This window comes from Streptomyces sp. NPDC028722, from assembly GCF_040637655.1.
Taxonomy (GTDB): Bacteria; Actinomycetota; Actinomycetes; order Streptomycetales; family Streptomycetaceae; genus Streptomyces.
Genome location: NZ_JBEZWU010000003.1, coordinates 48,726 through 66,458 on the forward strand (window position 1 = coordinate 48,726; position 17,733 = coordinate 66,458).

The window sequence follows — 17,733 nt, forward strand, 5'->3', positions numbered from 1 at the left end:
GGGCTCAGCTCTTCTCGAAGCGGAAGCCCACACCGCGGACCGTCGCGATGTACCTCGGGTTCGCCGCGTCGTCGCCGAGCTTCTTGCGCAGCCAGGAGATGTGCATGTCGAGGGTCTTGGTCGAGGACCACCAGGTGGTGTCCCACACCTCGCGCATCAGCTGATCCCGGGTCACGACCCGGCCGGCGTCCCGCACCAGCACCCGCAGCAGGTCGAACTCCTTGGCGGTGAGCTGGAGTTCCTCGTCGCCCATCCAGGCCCGGTGCGACTCGACGTCGATCCGTACCCCGTGCGTGGCCGGCGGCTGCTGCGGCTCGGCGGCGCCGCGCCGGAGCAGGGCCCGGACCCGGGCCAGCAGTTCGGCGAGCCGGAAGGGCTTGGTGACGTAGTCGTCGGCGCCCGCGTCCAGGCCGACGACGGTGTCCACCTCGTCGGCCCGCGCGGTCAGGATGAGGATCGGCACGGTGTGACCGTCGGCGCGCAGCCGGCGGGCGACCTCCAGGCCGTCCATGCCGGGCAGTCCCAGGTCCAGCACGACCAGGTCGACACCGCCCTGCATTCCGGCGTCGAGCGCGGCGGGTCCGTCCTCGCGCACCTCGACCTCGTAACCTTCCCGGCGCAGGGCGCGGGCCAGCGGCTCCGAGATGGACGCGTCGTCCTCGGCGAGCAGTACACGGGTCATGAGGTGATGGTAGACCGCTCGCGGAGGGTGCCGGGGCGTGATCGCTTCCCGGACTTCTTACCTTCGCGGCCCACTGGTACGAACCATTGACCTGGGGATGGGATCGTAGAAGGAGCCTTCGAATTCCCTCGTGCGGTTCCCATGACACCTGTGATCCGCGTCTCAAGTCCTTCCATATCCGGCGGTGTCCTGCCGTATGGTGACCTGAACGCCTGTAGTACACCGGGGGCCTTTGGCGGGCAGTGACGCTGAAGGTCTCTTTTGTGTGCGGGCTGATGAAGATCAGCCTTGAAAGGAATGACCTCTGGCCGGGCTCCGGACGCAGTGACGCGTCGGGGCGTGGATCCCGGTGGTCGCCGCCCACCGCTCCGCGATCCGGAACGGACTCCCCCTGGGCGTGGGGGTGGACGGCCGACCCCGCCGGTGCCGGCCGCACCCCCACCGGGCGCGCACGCTCGACCGCGCGTCCCGACCAGCAAGGAACGACCATGGCGTCCAGCCTGACGAAGGACTCGGTCCGCCCGGGCACCCCCGGGTCCGAGAAGACCTTCTTCGGCCACCCCCGCGGACTGGCCACTCTCTTCATGACCGAGATGTGGGAGCGTTTCTCCTACTACGGCATGAGGGCCCTGCTCCCGCTGTACCTGGTGGCCCCGGGTGGCCTGCACATGAACGCGGGCACGGCGACCGCGATCTACTCCGTGTACGTGTCGCTCGTCTACCTGCTCGCCCTGCCCGGCGGCTGGTTCGCCGACCGGGTGCTCGGCCCCCGCAAGACGGTCGCCGTCGCCGGTCTGGTCATCATGCTCGGCCATCTGTGCCTGGCGCTGCCCGTCGCCGCCAGCTTCTTCGTCGGCCTGGGTCTCGTCGCCATCGGCTCCGGCCTGCTGAAGGCCAACATCTCCACGATGGTCGGCCACCTGTACAAGGGCCCGGACGACCCGCGCCGCGACGCCGGCTTCACGCTGTTCTACATCGGCATCAACCTCGGCGCCTTCGTCGCGCCGCTGGTCATCGGCACCGTCGGCGAGAACGTCAACTGGCACCTGGGCTTCGCGCTGGCCGCCCTGGGCATGGCGCTGGGTCTCGTCCAGTACCTGCTCGGCGGGCGTCACCTCAGCCCGCGCAGCAGCGAGGTCCCCACCCCGCTGTCGGCCGCGGAGAAGGCCGCCACCCTGCGCAAGGGCCTGATCTGGCTGGCCGTCGCCGCCGTCTTCTACGGCGCCGTGAGCTTCTCCGGCCACTTCACCCTGAACTGGGCGCTGATCCCGCTCACCCTGATCGGCCTCATCGTGCCGATCCTCGTCATCACCCGGATCCTGCGCGACAAGGACCTGGAGCCGGCGGAGCGTTCGAAGGTGTCGGCGTACATCTGGTTCTTCGTGGCCGCCGCCGTCTTCTGGATGATCTACGACCAGGGCGGCTCGACCATGTCGATCTTCGCCTCGGACTCGGCCAAGAACTCGGTCCTCGGCTGGGAGTTCCCGGTCTCCTGGTACCAGTCGGTCAACCCGGTCATGATCATGGCCCTGGCGCCCGTCTTCGCCTGGCTGTGGCTGTGGCTGAACCGGCGCGGCAAGGAGCCCAGCACGATCGTGAAGTTCTCCTCCGGCCTGGTGCTGGTGGGCGCGTCCTTCTTCCTCTTCCTCGCCCCGCTGTCGATCGCCGAGGGCGGCCACAAGGCCGCGGCGCTGTGGCTGGTCGCGATCTACTTCGTGCAGACCGTCGGTGAGCTGACGCTGTCGCCGGTGGGTCTGTCGGTGACGACGAAGATGGCGCCGAAGAAGTACGCCTCGCAGATGATGGGCGTCTGGTTCCTCGCGGTCACCGCGGGCGACTCGATCACCGCGCTGCTGTCCAACCCGGCCGTCGGCGGCGTCAACCTCGACAAGATGGGCTTCGTCGCCCTGGAGGCCGTGCTCGCCGTGATCGCCGGTGTCGCGGTGTGGATGTACCGCAACAAGGTCAAGAAGCTCATGGGCAACGTGAACTGACGACCACTGGACACGGCCGGAGGGCCGCCGCATCCCGGGATGCGGCGGCCCTCCGGGCTTTTTGCGGAAGGGAGAGGCGGCCCGCCGGGCGACTTGCGGGGAGGGGCGGCCTGCGGGGCTGCGGGGGCCTGCGGCAGTTTCGGGGGGCTGCGGGGTCCGCGGGTCTTGCGGGGGGGGGGGCGGCGGGCTGCGGGGTTCGGCGGGTGTCCGGAGGGGGGGGCGGGGGGTGCGGCGGCTCTGCGGGGGGGGTGCGGGCTGCGGCGGTCTGAGGCTGCCTGCGAGGTTCGGCGGCTCCCGGGGATTCGCGGGGTGCTGCGGCCTCCGGGTGCCGACCGGCGGGCGGCGGGGCCGCGAGGTGCGGTGACCTGCCGGGCACGGCAACCCTCCAGGACCTTCGCGGGGTGCTGCGGCGTGCGGGTGCCGACCGGCGGGCGGTGGGGCCGCGAGGTGCGGTGTCCGGCGAGGCGCCGGGGCCGACGGCGGGCGAGGCCGTGGCCCGGACGCCGGGCGCGGCGAAGGGGGCAGGGCCGCGGCTCGGCGCGTCCCGCGCCTCGGCAGGCGTCTGGACAGCGCCCCGCCCGTCAGGGGGGCGTGGTCACCGCCCCCGCGTGCCGTGGTCGCCGTCGCTGTCGCCGGGCCCTGCGACGCCGCCGGAGTCGCTGTCACCGCCGGCCGCCTGCTGAGTGCCGGCGTTCCCGCTCGCGGCCCGCCCGGCCGGCCGGGGCGTCAGGGCTTCTGTCCGGGGCGGCGGGCACGTCAGGGCCGTATCAGGCGCCTGGCCGTCGGGCCGTCCGGCCGGGCGGATCCACCGTCCGGGCAAGCCGGGGCTCGTGGAACTGCCGGCGTGCCGCCCACCGCCCGGGCGTCGGGAGGCAGCGCTACCGTCCTCGCCGGCAGGCACGTCACAGCCGTACCGCACGTCCTGATCCATCCGTCTGCCCGGCGACAGGAACGGCGTGTGTTTCCGCCTCGCCGGCAGGCACGCGTGGCCGTACCGCGCGTTCCGGTCGTCGGTCCGACCGGGTGGTGACGGTGTGGGGGAACGCTGGGCTTCGGTGACGGTCGGGCGGCGCTCGCGCGCCGCCTCGCGGCAACGGTCAGGCGGGGGCGCCCATTTCCGCCCAGACGGTCTTGCCGGGGCGCCCGGCGGCGCGGACCACGCCCCAGTCGAGGCACAGCCGCTCCACGATGAACATGCCGTGCCCGCCGGGGCGGCCGGCGCGGTGCGGGGTGCGCGGGGCCGGCTGGCCCGCGCCCCGGTCCGAGACCTCGACCCGGATCACCTTGTTGTCGCAGGAGAGGAACAGCTCGTCGGGACCCTCGGCGTGCAGGCAGGCGTTGGTGACCAGTTCGGAGACGACGAGCAGGACGTCCTCGGCGGCGGCCCGCTGGTCCGCGGAGTCGGCGGGCAGCCAGCCCCACGCGTACAGCGCCTGGCGGGTGAAGTCACGGGCGAGGGGGACGACCCCGCTCTCGCCCTCCAGACGGAGTCTGCGGAGCTGCGGGCTCCGTTCCTGCGGTGTGCCGCCGGACGAGCCGGACGGCACGGACGGCGCGGCTGCCCCCGTGGCTGCGCCGACGGCCGGCACAACCCTCTCGGACGCCCCGGAAGCGCCGCTGGGCTCCGGGCCGCGGTCGCCCGGCGAGTAAGGCCGGGTGGTGCTCATCAGCGCTTCACCTCACCGATTCACCAGTTCATGATCCTAAAAGTGCGGTCAAAGGTCCGGCACCACCGGTGCCGGGTCGTACGTCGTCCGGCCGTCGCCCGCACGTGGTCCGTGCGGGGTCCTGTGACCACCGGTCCGCCGAGGCAGGTCCCGTCCCAGGCCGTTCGCCGGGTCCGGCAGGGTCCGGCGGCCGGCGGCCGTCCGGTCGCCTCCTGGTTCTTCTGCCCTCTCCTGCCCGACCGATCCGGCGGAACACCCCTGTGTTCGGCGTGACGCGTGCAACGCCCGAAAGCGGCCGGCGGCGGGTGCGCGGACGGGCCGCGCTGGGCGGCGGGTCAGTCGGCACCGTCGGCCAGGGCCGCCTCCAGGGAGTCATGGACGGTGAAGACCGCCTCGGCCCCGGTGATCTCGAACACGCGGGCGACCACTGGCTGCATTCCGGCGAGGTGGACACCGCCTCCGGCGGCCTCCGCCTTCAGCCGGGCGCCGAGCAGGACGTTCAGCCCCGTGGAGTCGCAGAACTCCAGGCGTGAGCAGTCCACCACGAGCCGCGCGAAGCCCTTGGCCAGAAGGTCGTCGAGGGGCTCCCGCAGAAGATCGGCGGTGTGGTGGTCCAGCTCTCCGGCCGGTGTCACTACGGCGCTGGAGCCCTCTTCCCGCACCTCCACCAGAAGCCGGCCCGACTGTGCGCTGCCGACCGTCCCGTGGTCCATGCCGTCTCTCTCCCGAGGTCGTGGCTGCTGATGCCCTCGAACATTACGCCTTCCCCGCGCACTCCGACACCCGAACAACCGCGCACAAACGGACATATCGCAACACATTGCACTTGCGACTCGCTCGGTGCAGCGGGTAGGGCTAGTAAGGACACACATCCCTACACGTCGGCTTCGGAGGCGCCGCACACGGTAGTGCACGCACTGGCTTCGGCAGCCTTATGCCGAGAACGATGGAGGACACCCATGTCACCCCGGCTCGACGCATCGCATACCCCCATCGCGACGTCGACACCCCCACCGGAACAACTGGATCATCCCATCGGCGCCCTCGATCCCTCCGAGGGACTCCCGGAGATCCCCCCGTACGACGAGATCGGCCCGGTCGACGCGCGGGCGCTGTCCAAGACCCTCTTCGAGCGCCTGGAGTCGCTGGAGGAAGGGACGCACGAGCACGCGTACGTCCGCAACACGCTCGTCGAGCTGAACCTCGCGCTCGTGAAGTTCGCCGCCTCCCGCTTCCGCTCCCGCAGCGAGCCGATGGAGGACATCGTCCAGGTCGGCACCATCGGCCTGATCAAGGCGATCGACCGCTTCGAACTGGCCCGCGGTGTGGAATTCCCCACATTCGCGATGCCGACCATCATCGGTGAGATCAAACGCTTCTTCCGCGACACCTCGTGGTCCGTGCGCGTCCCGCGCCGGCTCCAGGAACTGCGGCTGGACCTCGCCAAGGCCAGGGACGAGCTGGCGCAGAAGCTGGACCGCGCCCCGACGGTCGCGGAACTCGCCGAGCGGCTCGGCCTCTCCAATGAGGAGGTCGTCGAGGGCATGGCCGCCTCGAACGCCTACACCGCCTCCTCGCTGGACGCCCAGCCCGACGAGGACGACTCCGAGGGCGCGCTCGCGGACCGCATCGGGTACGAGGACCACGGGCTCGAGGGCATCGAGTACATCGAGTCGCTCAAGCCGCTGATCGCCGGTCTGCCGTCCCGCGACCGGAAGATCCTCTCGCTGCGGTTCGTGGCGAACATGACCCAGTCGGAGATCGGTGAGGAACTCGGCATCTCCCAGATGCACGTGTCCCGGCTGCTGTCGCGCACGCTGGTCCGGCTCCGCAAGGGACTGACCGTGGAGGAGTGACCCTTTCCTGCACCGCGGGAGCGGCCCGGCCGACGCGCCGGGCCGCTCCCGCGTGCGCGGACAGCCTCCACCGACTGGTGGGTACCCCACCGGGCAACCGTCATGCCGCCGCAGTACGCCCCGTCCGTACACCCCCCTGAAAGATGCCCATGACTGTCACCGCGGCCCGTGGCGGCCGGCTCACCGATCTTCCCGTCCTGCTGGTCGCGGTGGTGTGGGGTTCCAGCTATCTGGCCGCCAAGGGCGTCACCACGGAGCGGACGGTGCTCGCCGTGCTCGTGCTGCGGTTCGCCGTGGCCGTACCGGTGCTCGTGGCCGCCGGCCGGCGGCGGCTGCGCGCGCTGAGCGCCGTCCAGTTGCGCGGTGGCGGGCTGCTGGGACTGCTCCTCGCCGGGATCTTCCTGCTGGAGACGTACGGGGTGGTGCACACCTCGGCGACGAACGCGGGCCTGATCATCAGTCTCACCATGGTGTTCACCCCGCTCGCCGAGAGCAGGATGAGCGGCACCCGGCTGCCCGGGTCCTTCCTGGCGGCGGCCGGACTGTCCGTGCTCGGTGTCGCCCTGCTGACCCTGGGCGCGGGTTTCACCGCCCCGAACGGCGGCGACCTGCTGATGCTCGGGGCCGCCGCCGCCCGTACGGCGCACGTCCTGGCCATGTCCCGCATGAAGTCGGTGCGGGGGGCGGACGCGCTGTCGCTGACGACCGTTCAGCTGGGCGGTGCGGTCGTGGTGTTCGCCGTTCTGGCGGCGCTGCCGGGCACCGGCGCCTCGCCCTGGTCGGCGGCGGCCGGGTTCGGCGCCGGGGACTGGCTGGGGCTGCTGTACCTGTCGGTGTTCTGCACGGTGCTCGCGTTCTTCGTGCAGATGTGGGCGGTCCGGCGGTCGTCCCCGTCCCGGGTCAGCCTGCTGCTCGGCACGGAGCCGGTGTGGGCCGCGGCCGTGGGCATCGCCCTGGGCGGCGACCGGCCGGGCCCGCTCGGGTACCTCGGCGCCGTCCTGGTGCTCGCCGGTACGGCGTGGGGCCGGAAGCCGGCGAACCGGGGACGCGAGGCCGGTGCGGACGCGGACGGCGTCGCCGCGGCCGGTGTCACGGCGGGCGAAGTCACGGCGGCCGGAGTCACGGCGGCCGGCGGGCAGGCTCCGGTGGCGGGCGGCGGACGGGCACCGGTGCCGGCCGGTGGCCGAGCGCCGGTGGCTGCCGGAGGCCAGACGCCGGTGCCGGGCGGTGGCCAGGCACCGCCGGCGACCGGCGGGCAGGCTCCAGGGACGGGCGGCGGCTGTGAAGCCACCGCGGTGGAGCCCGCCTGACCGGTCCGCGAGGACGCCGCGCGGGCACGCCGCCGGGGTGCCCGCGCCGGTCGCCGGCCGCGGCTCAGACGACGCGTACGCCCCCGCGCCACACCCCGCTGACCAGCGGCACGCCCGGCCGGTAGGCCAGGTGGACGTGGCTCGGGGCGTCCAGGAGGGTCAGATCGGCGCGGGCGCCGGGCGTGAGGCGGCCGATGTCGGTGCGGCGCAGGGCGGCGGCGCCGCCGGCCGTGGCCGACCAGACCGCCTCGTCGGGGGTCATCCCCATGTCACGGACGGCGAGGGCGATGCAGAACGGCACCGACGAGGTGAAGGAGGAGCCGGGGTTGCAGTCCGTGGAGAGGGCGACGGTGACGCCCGCGTCCAGCAGGCGGCGGGCGTCGGGCCACTGCGCGCGGGTGGAGAACTCGGCGCCGGGCAGCAGAGTGGCGACCGTACGGCCCTGGGCCAGGGCGTCGACATCGGCGTCCGTGAGGTGGGTGCAGTGGTCGGCGCTGGCCGCGTCGAGTTCGACGGCCAGCTGGACGCCGGGGCCGTAGGTGAGCTGGTTGGCGTGGATGCGCGGGTGCAGGCCCTTGGCCCGGCCGGCCGTGAGGATCGCACGGGCCTGGTCGCCGTCGAAGGCGCCCTTCTCGCAGAACACGTCGATCCAGCGGGCGTGCGGGGCGCAGGCGTCCAGCATCTCGCCGGTGACCAGGGCGACGTAGGCCGCCGGGTCGTCGGCGTGGTCCGGGGGGACGATGTGCCCGCCGAGGTAGGTGACCTCGTCGGTGTGCCCGGCCGCGATGCGCAGGGCGCGCGACTCGTCCTCGACGGTCAGGCCGTAGCCCGACTTGGTCTCGAAGGTGGTGGTGCCCTGGCGGAGCGCCTCCGCCAGGTAGCGGGTCAGGTTCGCCTCCAGTTCCGCGTCGCTCGCGGCCCGGGTGGCGGCGACCGTGGTGCGGATGCCGCCCGCGGTGTAGGAGCGGCCGGACATGCGGGCGTTGAACTCCTGCGTGCGGTCGCCCGCGAAGAGCAGGTGGGAGTGGGAGTCCACGAACCCCGGCAGCACCGCCCGGCCGCCCGCGTCGACCCGGTTGTCAGCGGCGGGTGCTTTGCTTGCTTCACCGGTCCACGCGATGCGGTCGCCGTCGATGACGACGGCCGCGTCCTGGACCAGCCCGAGGGGGGAGCCCGGGAGGGAGGGGTCGTTGGTGACCAGCGTGGCGATGTTGGTGATGACGGTGCTGCTGCTCATGGTGTCGTCCTCGTGGGGGTCGGCGTTCCTCAGCCGCGCAGGGCTTGCACGGCGGCGGCCAGTGCCCGCGGCACGTCCGGTACCAGCGTGTGCGCGCCGTCGCGTACGACGTGCCGGCCACCCACGACCGTGTGCCGTACGTCGGCCGCGCCCGCCGCGAAGACGGCCGTCTCGGCGCCCAGCCTGGGCGGCGGCCCGGCCGTCCTGACCGTGTCCAGGGCGATCGTCGTCAGGTCGGCGAGCGCGCCGGGCTCGATGGTGCCGCCGTCGTCCCAGCCCAGGGCGGCGTGGCCGTCGGCGGTGGCGGCCCGCAGCAGTGCCGCGGCGGTCCAGTGGCCCCGGGTGCGGGTGCGCAGCCGCTCGTCCAGCTCCATCGCGCGTGCCTCTTCGAGCAGGTCGATGACGGCGTGGCTGTCGGAGCCGAGGGAGAGCGGGGAGCCGGACCGTTGCAGCGCGGCGGCCGGGCCGATGCCGTCGGCCAGGTCCCGTTCGGTGGTGGGGCACATGCAGGTGCCGGTGCCCGAACCGCCGAGCAGGGCGATGTCCTCGTCGGTGAGGTGGGTGTTGTGCACACCGGTGGTGCGTGGCCCGAGGACGCCGTGGTCGGCGAGCAGCCGGGTGGGCGTGCGGCCGTGGGCGGCCAGGCAGGCGTCGTTCTCCGCGGTCTGCTCCGACAGGTGCACGTGCAGCGGGGCGCGCCGCTCCTCGGCCCACCGTGCCACGGTGGCCAGCTGCCCGGCGGGCACGGCCCGTACGGAGTGGATCGCCGCCCCGATCCGGGCGTGGTCCCGCTCCCGGAGATCCGCGCAGCGTGCGGCCCAGGTCTCCGCGTCGCCGTCGGAGAAGCGCAGCTGGTGGCTGCCGGGCGGCTGTCCGAAACCGGCGGAGAGGTAGCAGGTGTCGAGGAGGGTGATGCGGATCCCGGCCTCGGCGGCGGCGGCGATCAGCGCCTCGCCCATGGCGTTGGGGTCGGCGTAGGGGGTGCCGCCGGGCGCGTGGTGCACGTAGTGGAACTCGCCGACGCAGGTGATGCCGGCGAGGGCCATCTCGGCGTACACCGCGCGGGCCAGGGCGTGGTAGGTCTCCGGGGTCAGCCGGTCGGCGACGGAGTACATCACCTCGCGCCAGGTCCAGAAGGTGCCGCTGCCGACCTGGACGGTGCCGCGCAGCGCCCGGTGGAAGGCGTGGCTGTGCGCGTTGGCCAGACCCGGGAGGGTCAGTCCGCGCAGCACCTCGGCGCCGGGCGGCGGGGCGGGGGTCGCGGTGCGGACGGCCGTGACGCGGCCCCGTGCCACCTCGACCGTCACGCCCGGCTCGACCCGGTCGCCCAGCCAGGCGTGCTCCAGCCAGTAGGTTCCCTCGGTCACCGGCAGGCCAGTCCTTCCAGTACGTCGGCGAGTGCGCGCACTCCGGCCACGCAGTCGTCCTCGGCCGCGGACTCGGCCGGGGAGTGCGAGACACCGGTGGGGTTGCGCACGAACAGCATGGCGGTCGGAATGCTCCGGGACAGGATGCCGGCGTCGTGTCCGGCACCGGTTCCGAGGACGGGTACCCGCAGGCCGGTGTCCCGGCCCAGGATGCGGGCGAGTTCGTCCCGCAGGGCGTGGTCGAACTCGACGACCGGGGTGAAGGACTCCCGGACGACGTCGAGGTCGACGCCGTGCGCGGCGGCGTACTCGCGGGCGGCCTTCTGCACTCCCCCGACGACCGTGTCCAGGGTCTCCTGGTCGGCGGCGCGGGAGTCGAGCCAGCCGCGCACCAGCGAGGGGATGGCGTTGACGCCGTTCGGCTCGACGGAGACCTTGCCGAAGGTGGCGACGGCGCCGGCGAGTTCGGCCTCGCGGCGGGCGGCGAGCACGGTCTCGGCGTAGGACGGCATCGGGTCGCGGCGGTCGGCCAGCCGGGTGGTGCCGGCGTGGTTGGCCTCGCCGCGGAAGTCGAACCGCCAGCGGCCGTGCGGCCAGATGGCGCTGGCGATGCCGACCGGGTCGCCGGACAGGTCCAGCGCGCGGCCCTGTTCGACGTGGAGTTCGACGAAGGCGCCGATGCGGGCCAGCCGCTCGGGGTCGGCACCGATGGCCTCGGGGTCGTACCCGGCGGCCTCCATGGCGCGCGGCAGGCTGACCCCGTCGCCGTCGGTGAGCCGGTGGGCCTGTTCGACGGTCAGCTGCCCGGCGGTCAGCCGGGAGCCGACGCAGGCGAGCCCGAACCGGGCGCCCTCCTCGTCCCCGAAGTTGACGACGGCCAGGGGCCTGGTGAACTCGGCTCCCCGGCCGCGCAGCTCGTCCAGCGCGGCGAAGGAGGACACCACCCCGAGGGGCCCGTCGAAGGCACCGCCGTCCGGCACGGAGTCCAGGTGCGACCCGGTGACGACGGCGTCCCCGGCGGCCGGATCGCCCAGCCAGGCCCACTGGTTGCCGTTCCGGTCGACCTCGTACGCCAGCCCACGCGCCCGGGCCTGCTCCTCGAACCAGGCCCGGCAGTCGGCGTCGGCCCCGGTCCAGGCGTAGCGGCGGTATCCCCGGGAGCCGGGATGGCGGCCGATGGGGAGCAGCTCCGCCCACATCTCATGGAAGGAGCTGCCCACGACGGACTCGGCGGAACGCTGGGTCACGCCTGGTCACCCTCGCGCATCGGCACCCGGACCCCGCGCTCGGCGGCCACGGATTCGGCGATGTCGTATCCGGCGTCCACGTGGCGGATGACGCCCATGCCCGGGTCGTTGGTGAGGACGCGCCGGATCTTCTCGCCGCCCAGCTTCGTGCCGTCGGCCACGGTGACCTGGCCGGCGTGGATGGACCGTCCCATGCCGACACCGCCGCCGTGGTGGATGGACACCCAGGAGGCGCCCGAGGCGACGTTGACCATCGCGTTCAGCAGCGGCCAGTCGGCGATCGCGTCGGACCCGTCGAGCATGGCCTCGGTCTCGCGGTACGGGGAGGCGACGGAGCCGCAGTCCAGGTGGTCGCGGCCGATGGCCAGCGGGGCGGCCAGCTCGCCGCTCGCCACCATGTCGTTGAACCGCTCGCCGGCCTTGTCGCGCTCGCCGTAGCCGAGCCAGCAGATGCGGGCGGGCAGGCCCTGGAAGTGGACGCGCTCGCCGGCCATCTTGATCCAGCGGGCCAGGGACTCGTTCTCGGGGAACAGTTCCAGGAGCGCCTTGTCGGTCTTGGCGATGTCGGCGGGGTCGCCGGACAGGGCGGCCCAGCGGAAGGGGCCCTTGCCCTCGCAGAAGAGGGGGCGGATGTAGGCGGGGACGAAGCCGGGGAACGCGAAGGCGCGGTCGTAGCCGGCGAGCCGGGCCTCGCCGCGGATGGAGTTGCCGTAGTCGAAGACCTCGGCGCCGGCGTCCATGAAGCCGACCATGGCCTCGACGTGGCGTGCCATGGACTCGCGGGCGCGGGTGGTGAACCCGGCCGGGTCCTTGGCGGCGGCGTCGGCCATGTCCTCGAAGGCGATGCCGGTGGGCAGGTAGGCCAGCGGGTCGTGGGCGGAGGTCTGGTCGGTGACGATGTCGATGGGCGCGCCCATGGCGAGCAGCTGCGGAACCAGTTCGGCCGCGTTGCCGAGGACGCCGATGGACAGCGGACGGCGTGCGTCGCGGGCCTCGACGGCCAGCTGGAGGGCGTGGTCCAGGCTGTCGGCCGCGACGTCGAGGTAGCGGTGCTCGATGCGGCGCTCGATGGCGCGCGGGTCGCAGTCGATGCAGAGGGCGACGCCGTCGTTCATGGTCACGGCGAGGGGCTGGGCGCCGCCCATGCCGCCGAGGCCGGCCGTGAGGGTGATCGTCCCGGCGAGGGTGCCGCCGAACTTCTTCGCGGCGACGGCGGCGAAGGTCTCGTAGGTGCCCTGGAGGATGCCCTGGGTGCCGATGTAGATCCAGGAGCCGGCGGTCATCTGGCCGTACATGGTCAGGCCGAGGGCCTCCAGGCGGCGGAACTCCTCCCAGTTGGCCCAGTCGCCGACGAGGTTGGAGTTGGCGATGAGGACGCGCGGGGCCCATTCGTGGGTCTGCATGACGCCGACCGGGCGGCCGGACTGGACCAGCATGGTCTCGTCCTGCTTGAGCGTGCGCAGCGTGCGCACCATGGCGTCGAAGGAGCGCCAGTCACGGGCGGCCTTGCCGGTGCCGCCGTAGACGACGAGCTTGTCGGGGTGCTCGGCGACCTCGGGGTCGAGGTTGTTCTGGAGCATGCGCAGGGCGGCTTCCTGCTGCCATCCCAGCGCGCTGAGTTCCGTGCCGCGCGGTGCTCGTACGGGGCGGGGTCCCGACATCGTCTGCCTCCTCCGGTGCCTACGTCTATTCACATCCTGTCTGTCTGAATAGAGCTAGTCAATACATCGGGGCGCCGATGCGCGGCCCGGGGGGCGCACGCGCCCACTCGCACCACCCTTGAGCGCCCGTGCGCCGTTGACAGGCCCCCCGGCATCGGTGATCAACTCCTGCGTCACAGGGGTCAGTTGACCCACGCTAGTACGCCGGAAGCATGTTCCATCGGAAAATGCCAAACGCATCACCTCCCGCACACACGTTGCGTAGTGTCTCTGTCACTCAGCCGGATTCCCAGGCGGGAGGGGAGCCACGGTGCCCGGAATCGACGAGTGCCTGCTGGAAGCGATGCGGTTACCGGGTGCCCGGGGAGCCGCGCTGGTGGACTGGACCAGCGGACTGGCCCTCGGGACGGTCGGGGAGGCGCCCGGCGGCGACCACGAGACGACCGCCGCCGAGGCCGCCGAACTGGCCCGGATGGCCACCGAACACGGCACCTTCGCGGCGCGCGGGGACGACCTGCTGCCCGTGGAGGACGTGATCATCAGCAACGGTGACAGCTATCACCTGCTGCGGTTCCTGGACACGTCCTTCGACAGCAGCGTGTTCCTGCACCTGTGGCTCGGCCGCGAGGAGGGCAACCTCGCGCTCGCCCGGATCCGGCTCGGCGAGATGGCCGCCCGGCTGGTGCTGGGATGACCATGGTCCGAATACCGCCGTCGCCCCTGCCGGTGCGGGACAGGACGGCCCCGCGCGCGCTGTCTCCCATGCTGACCCGGCTGGCCGAGGAGCGGGCCACCGGCGTCCTGCTCCGCGAGTGCGGCACCCTGTACCTCGCCGAGGGCCGGGTGGTGCACGCCGAGAGCCCCCTCGCCCCCGGCCTCGACGTGCTCCTCACCGCCCACGGCACCCTCGCGGCCACCGCCTGGCAGTGGGCCGCCGCCCGCGCCGCGGGCCCCCCGCAGGCCGCCGGACTCCTGCTGGACTCCGGGCTGCTGCCCGCGGGCGCGCTGGAACTGTGCCACCTGGACGCCCTGTACGACGCCGGGTACTTCGCGCTGGCGCCGAGCAGCACCCCGGGCCGGTTCCGCTACGACAGCACGCCCCGGCCAGGTCCGCTGCCCTCGGTCCCGGTCGTCGCGCTGGAGCGCGAGACACTGCGGCGCCGCCTGCTGCTGCACCGGCTGTGGCCCGACCCGGCCGTCGACGGTGCCCCGCTGATCCGCGCGGACCCGGCGGCGGCCACCCCGCTCACGCCCCGGCAGCGGGCGGTCCTGGACCGTGTGGACGGCGTCCGCTCGGCCGTCGAGATCGCCCGGAACCTGGGACGGCAGGCCTTCCACACCCTCGTCGACGTACGCCGGCTCGCGGCGGCAGGCCACGTCGCCCCGGTGACGGCCGGCCACGCGCGGCCCGCACCGCCGCCGACGGTGACCGACCCCGACATCGCGCTGCTGAAGAGGCTCAGGAATGCGCTGGAGGCACTTTGAACGGCACCGCCCCGCCGAGAGGAGAGAGCTGATGGTGTCCGACGAGGATCTCCGGGCCGTCCTGGAGGAGCTGCGCCGGCTGCGCACCCGGGTGCCCCAGCTCACCGGCGCCCTGGCGGCCGGTGTCGACGGTCTCGTCATCGCCCACGACACCCCCGGGGTCGACCCGGAGGGCCTGTCGGCGCTCACCGCCGCCGCGCTCGGCGTCGCCGTACGGGTCGCCGACACCACCGGGCACGGCGGCTTCCGCGAACTGCTGGTGCGCGGCGAGCGCGGTTACGTCGCCACCTACGCGGCCGGCCGCACCGCCGTACTGACCCTGCTCGCCCAGGACCGGGTCAACGTCGGCCGGCTGCACCTGGAGGGCCGCCGCGCCGGAGCGCGCATCGGGGAGCTGCTCGACGCCGCCGAGGCCGCGGCCCGGGCCGCCCGCCCGGCCCGCAGGCCGCCCGGCGCCGTCAGCGCCGTGCCCCCGGCCCGCGCCCGCCCGACCCCCCGCACCACGAGCGCCGAAGCGCGCACCGCAACCGACAGTTGAACGATCCGAGAGGACTCACCATGGCCAACACCGAGACCGCGCTGAAAGAGGCGCTGACCTCCATCGAGGGCGCCACCGGCGTCGCGCTCGTCGACTACACCAGCGGGATGGCGCTGGGCACGATGGGCGGCAGCAAGACGTTCGACCTGAACGTGGCCGCCGCCGGCAACACCGACGTGATCCGCGCCAAGATGCGCACGATGGAGATGCTGGGCCTCAAGGGCGGCATCGAGGACATCCTCATCACCCTGTCGGACCAGTACCACCTGATCCGCCTGCTCAACAGCCGTGGCGGCAACGGCCTGTTCCTCTACCTGGTCCTCGACTCGGGCCGGGCCAACCTGGCGATGGCCCGGCACCAGCTGAAGCGGATCGAGGAGGAGCTGGAGGTCTGACGGCGGCTCAGACGAGTGCCGCGGTACGGCGACGGGCCCCGCCCGGGGCCGCGTCGCCGGCCGCCACGCCGGTACCGCGCAGGCCCCTGACGGCCTTGCCGGCCGGGCGTCCGCCGTACCGGCCGAGCCAGTCGACGCGCACCCACAGCAGCGTCTGCCCGGTCCGCTCCAGCCGGCCGAGCCACGCGGCCTTCAGCCGCAGCCCGGTGCCGAGCCCGGCCAGCAGCAGGCCGCCGGCCACGGGCACCGCGAAGGCGGACCCGAGGGCGGCGGCGCCGCCGAGCAGCAGCCACCAGCGGTGTCCCCGGCGCCAGTTGCGCACGGTCACCGCCCGGTCCTGTAGGACGTCGTACTTGCCGGCGCGGTCCGCGCCGCGGGCGAGGGCGGTGTACCGGCCCCGGCGGGCGAGGGCCACGCCGGCCGCGCCGAGCAGGAAGAGCGCCGCCCCGGCGAGGACGCCGATCCGGCGTCCGGTCAGTCCTTCCGGTACGGCGCCGATCCCCGCGGCGACCACCCCGGTCCACCAGAGCGGGGCGGCCCCCGCCCGTACGACGACGGCCACCCGGGCCAGTCCCTGTCCTCCGCGCGCCACGTCAGCCTCCCGTGTCACGTTGCAGTGAGCGCCTGTGTCTTCCAGGGAAGCTAATAGCAGAACCTGAGACGAGTCTGAGAGAGGCCGTGCGGGATTCTCACTCCACGAACAGTCCGCGTGCCGCCGCGTTGGCGTCGAACTCCTCCAGGCGGGCCTGGGCGTCGGGCAGGTCGTCGCAGACCGCTTCCAGCAGCACCCGGCCGAGCAGCATCGGCGCGCACGCGGTGTCGAAGGCCAGCCCGGTGCCGACGGCGGCGGGCAGCAGCAGGTCGGAGTACTTGGCGACGGGCGCGAACGCGGAGTCGGCGACCGTGACGACGGTCAGGCCCGCGTCCTTGGCGTAGGCGAGGGTGTCCACGACCTCGCGGGGGTGCCGGGGCAGCGCGAAGCACAGCAGGGCGGTGGCGCCCGCGCGGACGGCGGCGTCGACGCGGTCGTGGATCATGGTGCCGCCCTCGTGGAGCAGCCGTACGTCGGGGTGGACCTTGGCGGCGAAGTAGGCGAAGCCGTAGGCCTGGGAGGCGGCGGCGCGCAGTCCGAGCACCGGCAGCGGGCGGGAGGCGGCGAGGATCCGGCCGGCCTTCTGCACCGGGCGCGGGTCGGCGAGCAGCTCGGCGAGGTGCCGGAGGTTCTCGATCTCGGCCTCGACCGCCTGCTGGTACTCGTTGTAGGCGCCCGCGCCGGCGACCGGTTCGGCCGGGACGACCTCACGCAGGTGCCTGCGCAGGGCGGGGTAGCCGTCGAAACCGAGGGCGACCGCGAACCGGGTCACCGACGGCTGGCTGACCCCGGCCAGATCGGCCAGCTCCACGCTGGACAGGAAGGGCACGTCGGCGGCCCGGCGCACCATGCTGTGCGCGATGCGGCGCTGGGTCGGCGTGAGCCGGTGCCCCTCGAAGAGGGCCTGCAACCGGTTGGCCGGGCTGTCGGTCGCACTCATGACGTACTCCCCCTCTGCGAGTCCTCGACGCCCCGGGAGAGTACAGCGCCGGGGCGTGGACACACACCAGTCAATTATTCAGAGAGCGTGTCACTGCATACCGTTATACATCTCCGGGGGCCGGACCGGGGGCTAGCCCCAGTGCGCCCCCGGCCGCCGCTCCCTAGGCTGGCCCGCATGAGCACACTCGACCCGCGAGGCACCGACCTCGGGAGGGACCTCGACGCCACCGTGCGGGCCCGCCGGGAACTGGGCGACGACTACGACTCCGTGCTGGTCGACTCCTTCCTGGAGAAGGTCGAACAGCGGATCGACGACGCGGTGGACCGCCGGGTACGGCGCCGGCTGGCCGAACAGGACATGGCGGCGGCCCGCGGCACCCGGCGGCCGAAACCGGCCGACTCCTGGGCGGAGCGCTACGGCTTCGCCCTGATCACGCTGGTCCTGGCCATTCCGCTGTCCGCGATCGCCGCCGCCTTCGCGGGGCTGTCCGGGATGGTCGTCACCTGGGTCGGCATCGTCGGCGTGAACGCGGTGCAGGCGGTCCGGCTCAACCCCGAACTCCTCCCCGGCCGGAACCGGCCCACGACCGACGACTGACGGGGCCCCGGCCCGATCTCGGCGCCCCGTACGGGCCACGGGCCCTGCCCGAGACCGGCGACCGCGCGTCGCACGTCGCACGTCGCACGTCGGATCCACGACCCACGCCGGTGACTTGCGCGTCGGATGTCAGCCCCCGGGCCCACACCGGTGACTTGCGCG

16 protein-coding genes and 1 pseudogene are annotated in these 17,733 nt (G+C 73.3%); 8 read left to right on the top strand and 9 right to left on the bottom strand.

Going from position 1 to position 17,733, the window contains the following annotated elements:
- Positions 1-4: 4 nt before the first annotated feature.
- Positions 5-682 carry a response regulator transcription factor gene (locus AB0F03_RS05480; protein WP_030653180.1) on the bottom strand — a complete coding sequence of 226 codons (678 nt, stop codon included), beginning with the start codon at positions 680-682 and terminating at the stop codon, positions 5-7.
- 488 nt (positions 683-1,170) lie between these two features.
- On the opposite strand from AB0F03_RS05480, the gene AB0F03_RS05485 reads away from it, so the two are divergent.
- Positions 1,171-2,676: an oligopeptide:H+ symporter gene (locus AB0F03_RS05485; protein WP_361986814.1), complete on the top strand. Its 1,506-nt coding sequence runs from the start codon at positions 1,171-1,173 to the stop codon at positions 2,674-2,676.
- A 1,097-nt stretch (positions 2,677-3,773) separates the two neighbouring features.
- On the opposite strand, the gene AB0F03_RS05490 is transcribed toward AB0F03_RS05485, so the two are convergent.
- The gene (locus AB0F03_RS05490) at positions 3,774-4,343 is read right to left on the bottom strand and encodes an ATP-binding protein (RefSeq protein WP_361986816.1); all 570 of its coding nucleotides are present in this window, start codon (positions 4,341-4,343) and stop codon (positions 3,774-3,776) included.
- A 335-nt stretch (positions 4,344-4,678) separates the two neighbouring features.
- Complete coding sequence (locus tag AB0F03_RS05495; RefSeq protein WP_356817472.1) at positions 4,679-5,056, bottom strand: STAS domain-containing protein; 378 nt, start codon at positions 5,054-5,056, stop codon at positions 4,679-4,681.
- 246 nt (positions 5,057-5,302) lie between these two features.
- Between AB0F03_RS05495 and AB0F03_RS05500 the strand changes: the two genes are divergently transcribed.
- Together AB0F03_RS05500 and AB0F03_RS05505 are read left to right on the top strand one after the other, a co-directional pair.
- Positions 5,303-6,199, top strand: coding sequence for an RNA polymerase sigma factor SigF (locus AB0F03_RS05500; RefSeq protein WP_361986818.1), 897 nt, complete (start codon positions 5,303-5,305; stop codon positions 6,197-6,199).
- Positions 6,200-6,348: 149 nt separating this feature from the next.
- Positions 6,349-7,239, top strand: a pseudogene (locus tag AB0F03_RS05505) (DMT family transporter); the annotation flags it as partial.
- A gap of 334 nt (positions 7,240-7,573) precedes the next feature.
- Here the strand turns inward: AB0F03_RS05505 and hutI are convergent.
- The 4 genes from hutI to hutU are packed head-to-tail and all read right to left on the bottom strand — an operon-like array spanning position 7,574 to position 13,021.
- Positions 7,574-8,746, bottom strand: coding sequence for an imidazolonepropionase (gene hutI, locus AB0F03_RS05510; protein WP_361986820.1), 1,173 nt, complete (start codon positions 8,744-8,746; stop codon positions 7,574-7,576).
- Positions 8,747-8,775: 29 nt separating this feature from the next.
- On the bottom strand, positions 8,776-10,113 hold the full coding sequence (locus tag AB0F03_RS05515; protein WP_361986822.1) for a formimidoylglutamate deiminase: 1,338 nt from the start codon (positions 10,111-10,113) through the stop codon (positions 8,776-8,778).
- Positions 10,110-11,312, bottom strand: a complete 1,203-nt coding sequence (locus AB0F03_RS05520; RefSeq protein ID WP_361987480.1) for an allantoate amidohydrolase — start codon at positions 11,310-11,312, stop codon at positions 10,110-10,112. Before AB0F03_RS05520 ends, AB0F03_RS05515 begins: the two co-directional genes overlap by 4 nt.
- 44 nt (positions 11,313-11,356) lie before the next feature.
- Positions 11,357-13,021, bottom strand: a complete 1,665-nt coding sequence (gene hutU, locus AB0F03_RS05525; protein WP_361986824.1) for a urocanate hydratase — start codon at positions 13,019-13,021, stop codon at positions 11,357-11,359.
- A 310-nt stretch (positions 13,022-13,331) separates the two neighbouring features.
- Here hutU and AB0F03_RS05530 point away from each other — a divergent pair, with 310 nt between their 5' ends.
- The 4 genes from AB0F03_RS05530 to AB0F03_RS05545 are packed head-to-tail and all read left to right on the top strand — an operon-like array spanning position 13,332 to position 15,439.
- A complete protein-coding gene (locus tag AB0F03_RS05530) occupies positions 13,332-13,715 on the top strand; it encodes a hypothetical protein (RefSeq protein WP_121788415.1) in 384 nt (127 codons plus the stop codon).
- A complete protein-coding gene (locus AB0F03_RS05535; RefSeq protein WP_361986826.1) occupies positions 13,712-14,506 on the top strand; it encodes a transcriptional regulator in 795 nt (264 codons plus the stop codon). Before AB0F03_RS05530 ends, AB0F03_RS05535 begins: the two co-directional genes overlap by 4 nt.
- A 31-nt stretch (positions 14,507-14,537) precedes the next feature.
- Positions 14,538-15,044: a roadblock/LC7 domain-containing protein gene (locus AB0F03_RS05540; protein ID WP_361986828.1), complete on the top strand. Its 507-nt coding sequence runs from the start codon at positions 14,538-14,540 to the stop codon at positions 15,042-15,044.
- A gap of 20 nt (positions 15,045-15,064) precedes the next feature.
- Positions 15,065-15,439 carry a hypothetical protein gene (locus tag AB0F03_RS05545; RefSeq protein ID WP_121788412.1) on the top strand — a complete coding sequence of 125 codons (375 nt, stop codon included), beginning with the start codon at positions 15,065-15,067 and terminating at the stop codon, positions 15,437-15,439.
- Between the two features lie 7 nt (positions 15,440-15,446).
- Here AB0F03_RS05545 and AB0F03_RS05550 read toward each other — a convergent pair whose 3' ends face one another.
- Both AB0F03_RS05550 and AB0F03_RS05555 read right to left on the bottom strand, forming a co-directional pair.
- Positions 15,447-16,031, bottom strand: a complete 585-nt coding sequence (locus tag AB0F03_RS05550) for a hypothetical protein (RefSeq protein ID WP_361986830.1) — start codon at positions 16,029-16,031, stop codon at positions 15,447-15,449.
- 97 nt (positions 16,032-16,128) lie between these two features.
- Positions 16,129-16,971, bottom strand: a complete 843-nt coding sequence (locus AB0F03_RS05555) for a MurR/RpiR family transcriptional regulator (protein WP_361986832.1) — start codon at positions 16,969-16,971, stop codon at positions 16,129-16,131.
- 177 nt (positions 16,972-17,148) lie between these two features.
- Here AB0F03_RS05555 and AB0F03_RS05560 point away from each other — a divergent pair, with 177 nt between their 5' ends.
- Entirely contained in the window at positions 17,149-17,571 is a 423-nt protein-coding gene (locus AB0F03_RS05560; protein WP_361986834.1) for a hypothetical protein, read from the top strand.
- Positions 17,572-17,733 lie beyond the last annotated feature (162 nt).

What these genes read in the sequence shown, in the direction of transcription:
- AB0F03_RS05480 (WP_030653180.1), bottom strand. Translation starts at nt 682, where the DNA reads ATGACCCGTGTACTGCTCGCCGAGGACGACGCGTCCATCTCGGAGCCG.
- AB0F03_RS05485 (WP_361986814.1), top strand. Translation starts at nt 1,171, where the DNA reads ATGGCGTCCAGCCTGACGAAGGACTCGGTCCGCCCGGGCACCCCCGGG.
- AB0F03_RS05490 (WP_361986816.1), bottom strand. Translation starts at nt 4,343, where the DNA reads ATGAGCACCACCCGGCCTTACTCGCCGGGCGACCGCGGCCCGGAGCCC.
- AB0F03_RS05495 (WP_356817472.1), bottom strand. Translation starts at nt 5,056, where the DNA reads ATGGACCACGGGACGGTCGGCAGCGCACAGTCGGGCCGGCTTCTGGTG.
- AB0F03_RS05500 (WP_361986818.1), top strand. Translation starts at nt 5,303, where the DNA reads ATGTCACCCCGGCTCGACGCATCGCATACCCCCATCGCGACGTCGACA.
- hutI (WP_361986820.1), bottom strand. Translation starts at nt 8,746, where the DNA reads ATGAGCAGCAGCACCGTCATCACCAACATCGCCACGCTGGTCACCAAC.
- AB0F03_RS05520 (WP_361987480.1), bottom strand. Translation starts at nt 11,312, where the DNA reads ATGTGGGCGGAGCTGCTCCCCATCGGCCGCCATCCCGGCTCCCGGGGA.
- hutU (WP_361986824.1), bottom strand. Translation starts at nt 13,021, where the DNA reads ATGTCGGGACCCCGCCCCGTACGAGCACCGCGCGGCACGGAACTCAGC.
- AB0F03_RS05535 (WP_361986826.1), top strand. Translation starts at nt 13,712, where the DNA reads ATGACCATGGTCCGAATACCGCCGTCGCCCCTGCCGGTGCGGGACAGG.
- AB0F03_RS05540 (WP_361986828.1), top strand. Translation starts at nt 14,538, where the DNA reads ATGGTGTCCGACGAGGATCTCCGGGCCGTCCTGGAGGAGCTGCGCCGG.
- AB0F03_RS05545 (WP_121788412.1), top strand. Translation starts at nt 15,065, where the DNA reads ATGGCCAACACCGAGACCGCGCTGAAAGAGGCGCTGACCTCCATCGAG.
- AB0F03_RS05555 (WP_361986832.1), bottom strand. Translation starts at nt 16,971, where the DNA reads ATGAGTGCGACCGACAGCCCGGCCAACCGGTTGCAGGCCCTCTTCGAG.
- AB0F03_RS05560 (WP_361986834.1), top strand. Translation starts at nt 17,149, where the DNA reads ATGAGCACACTCGACCCGCGAGGCACCGACCTCGGGAGGGACCTCGAC.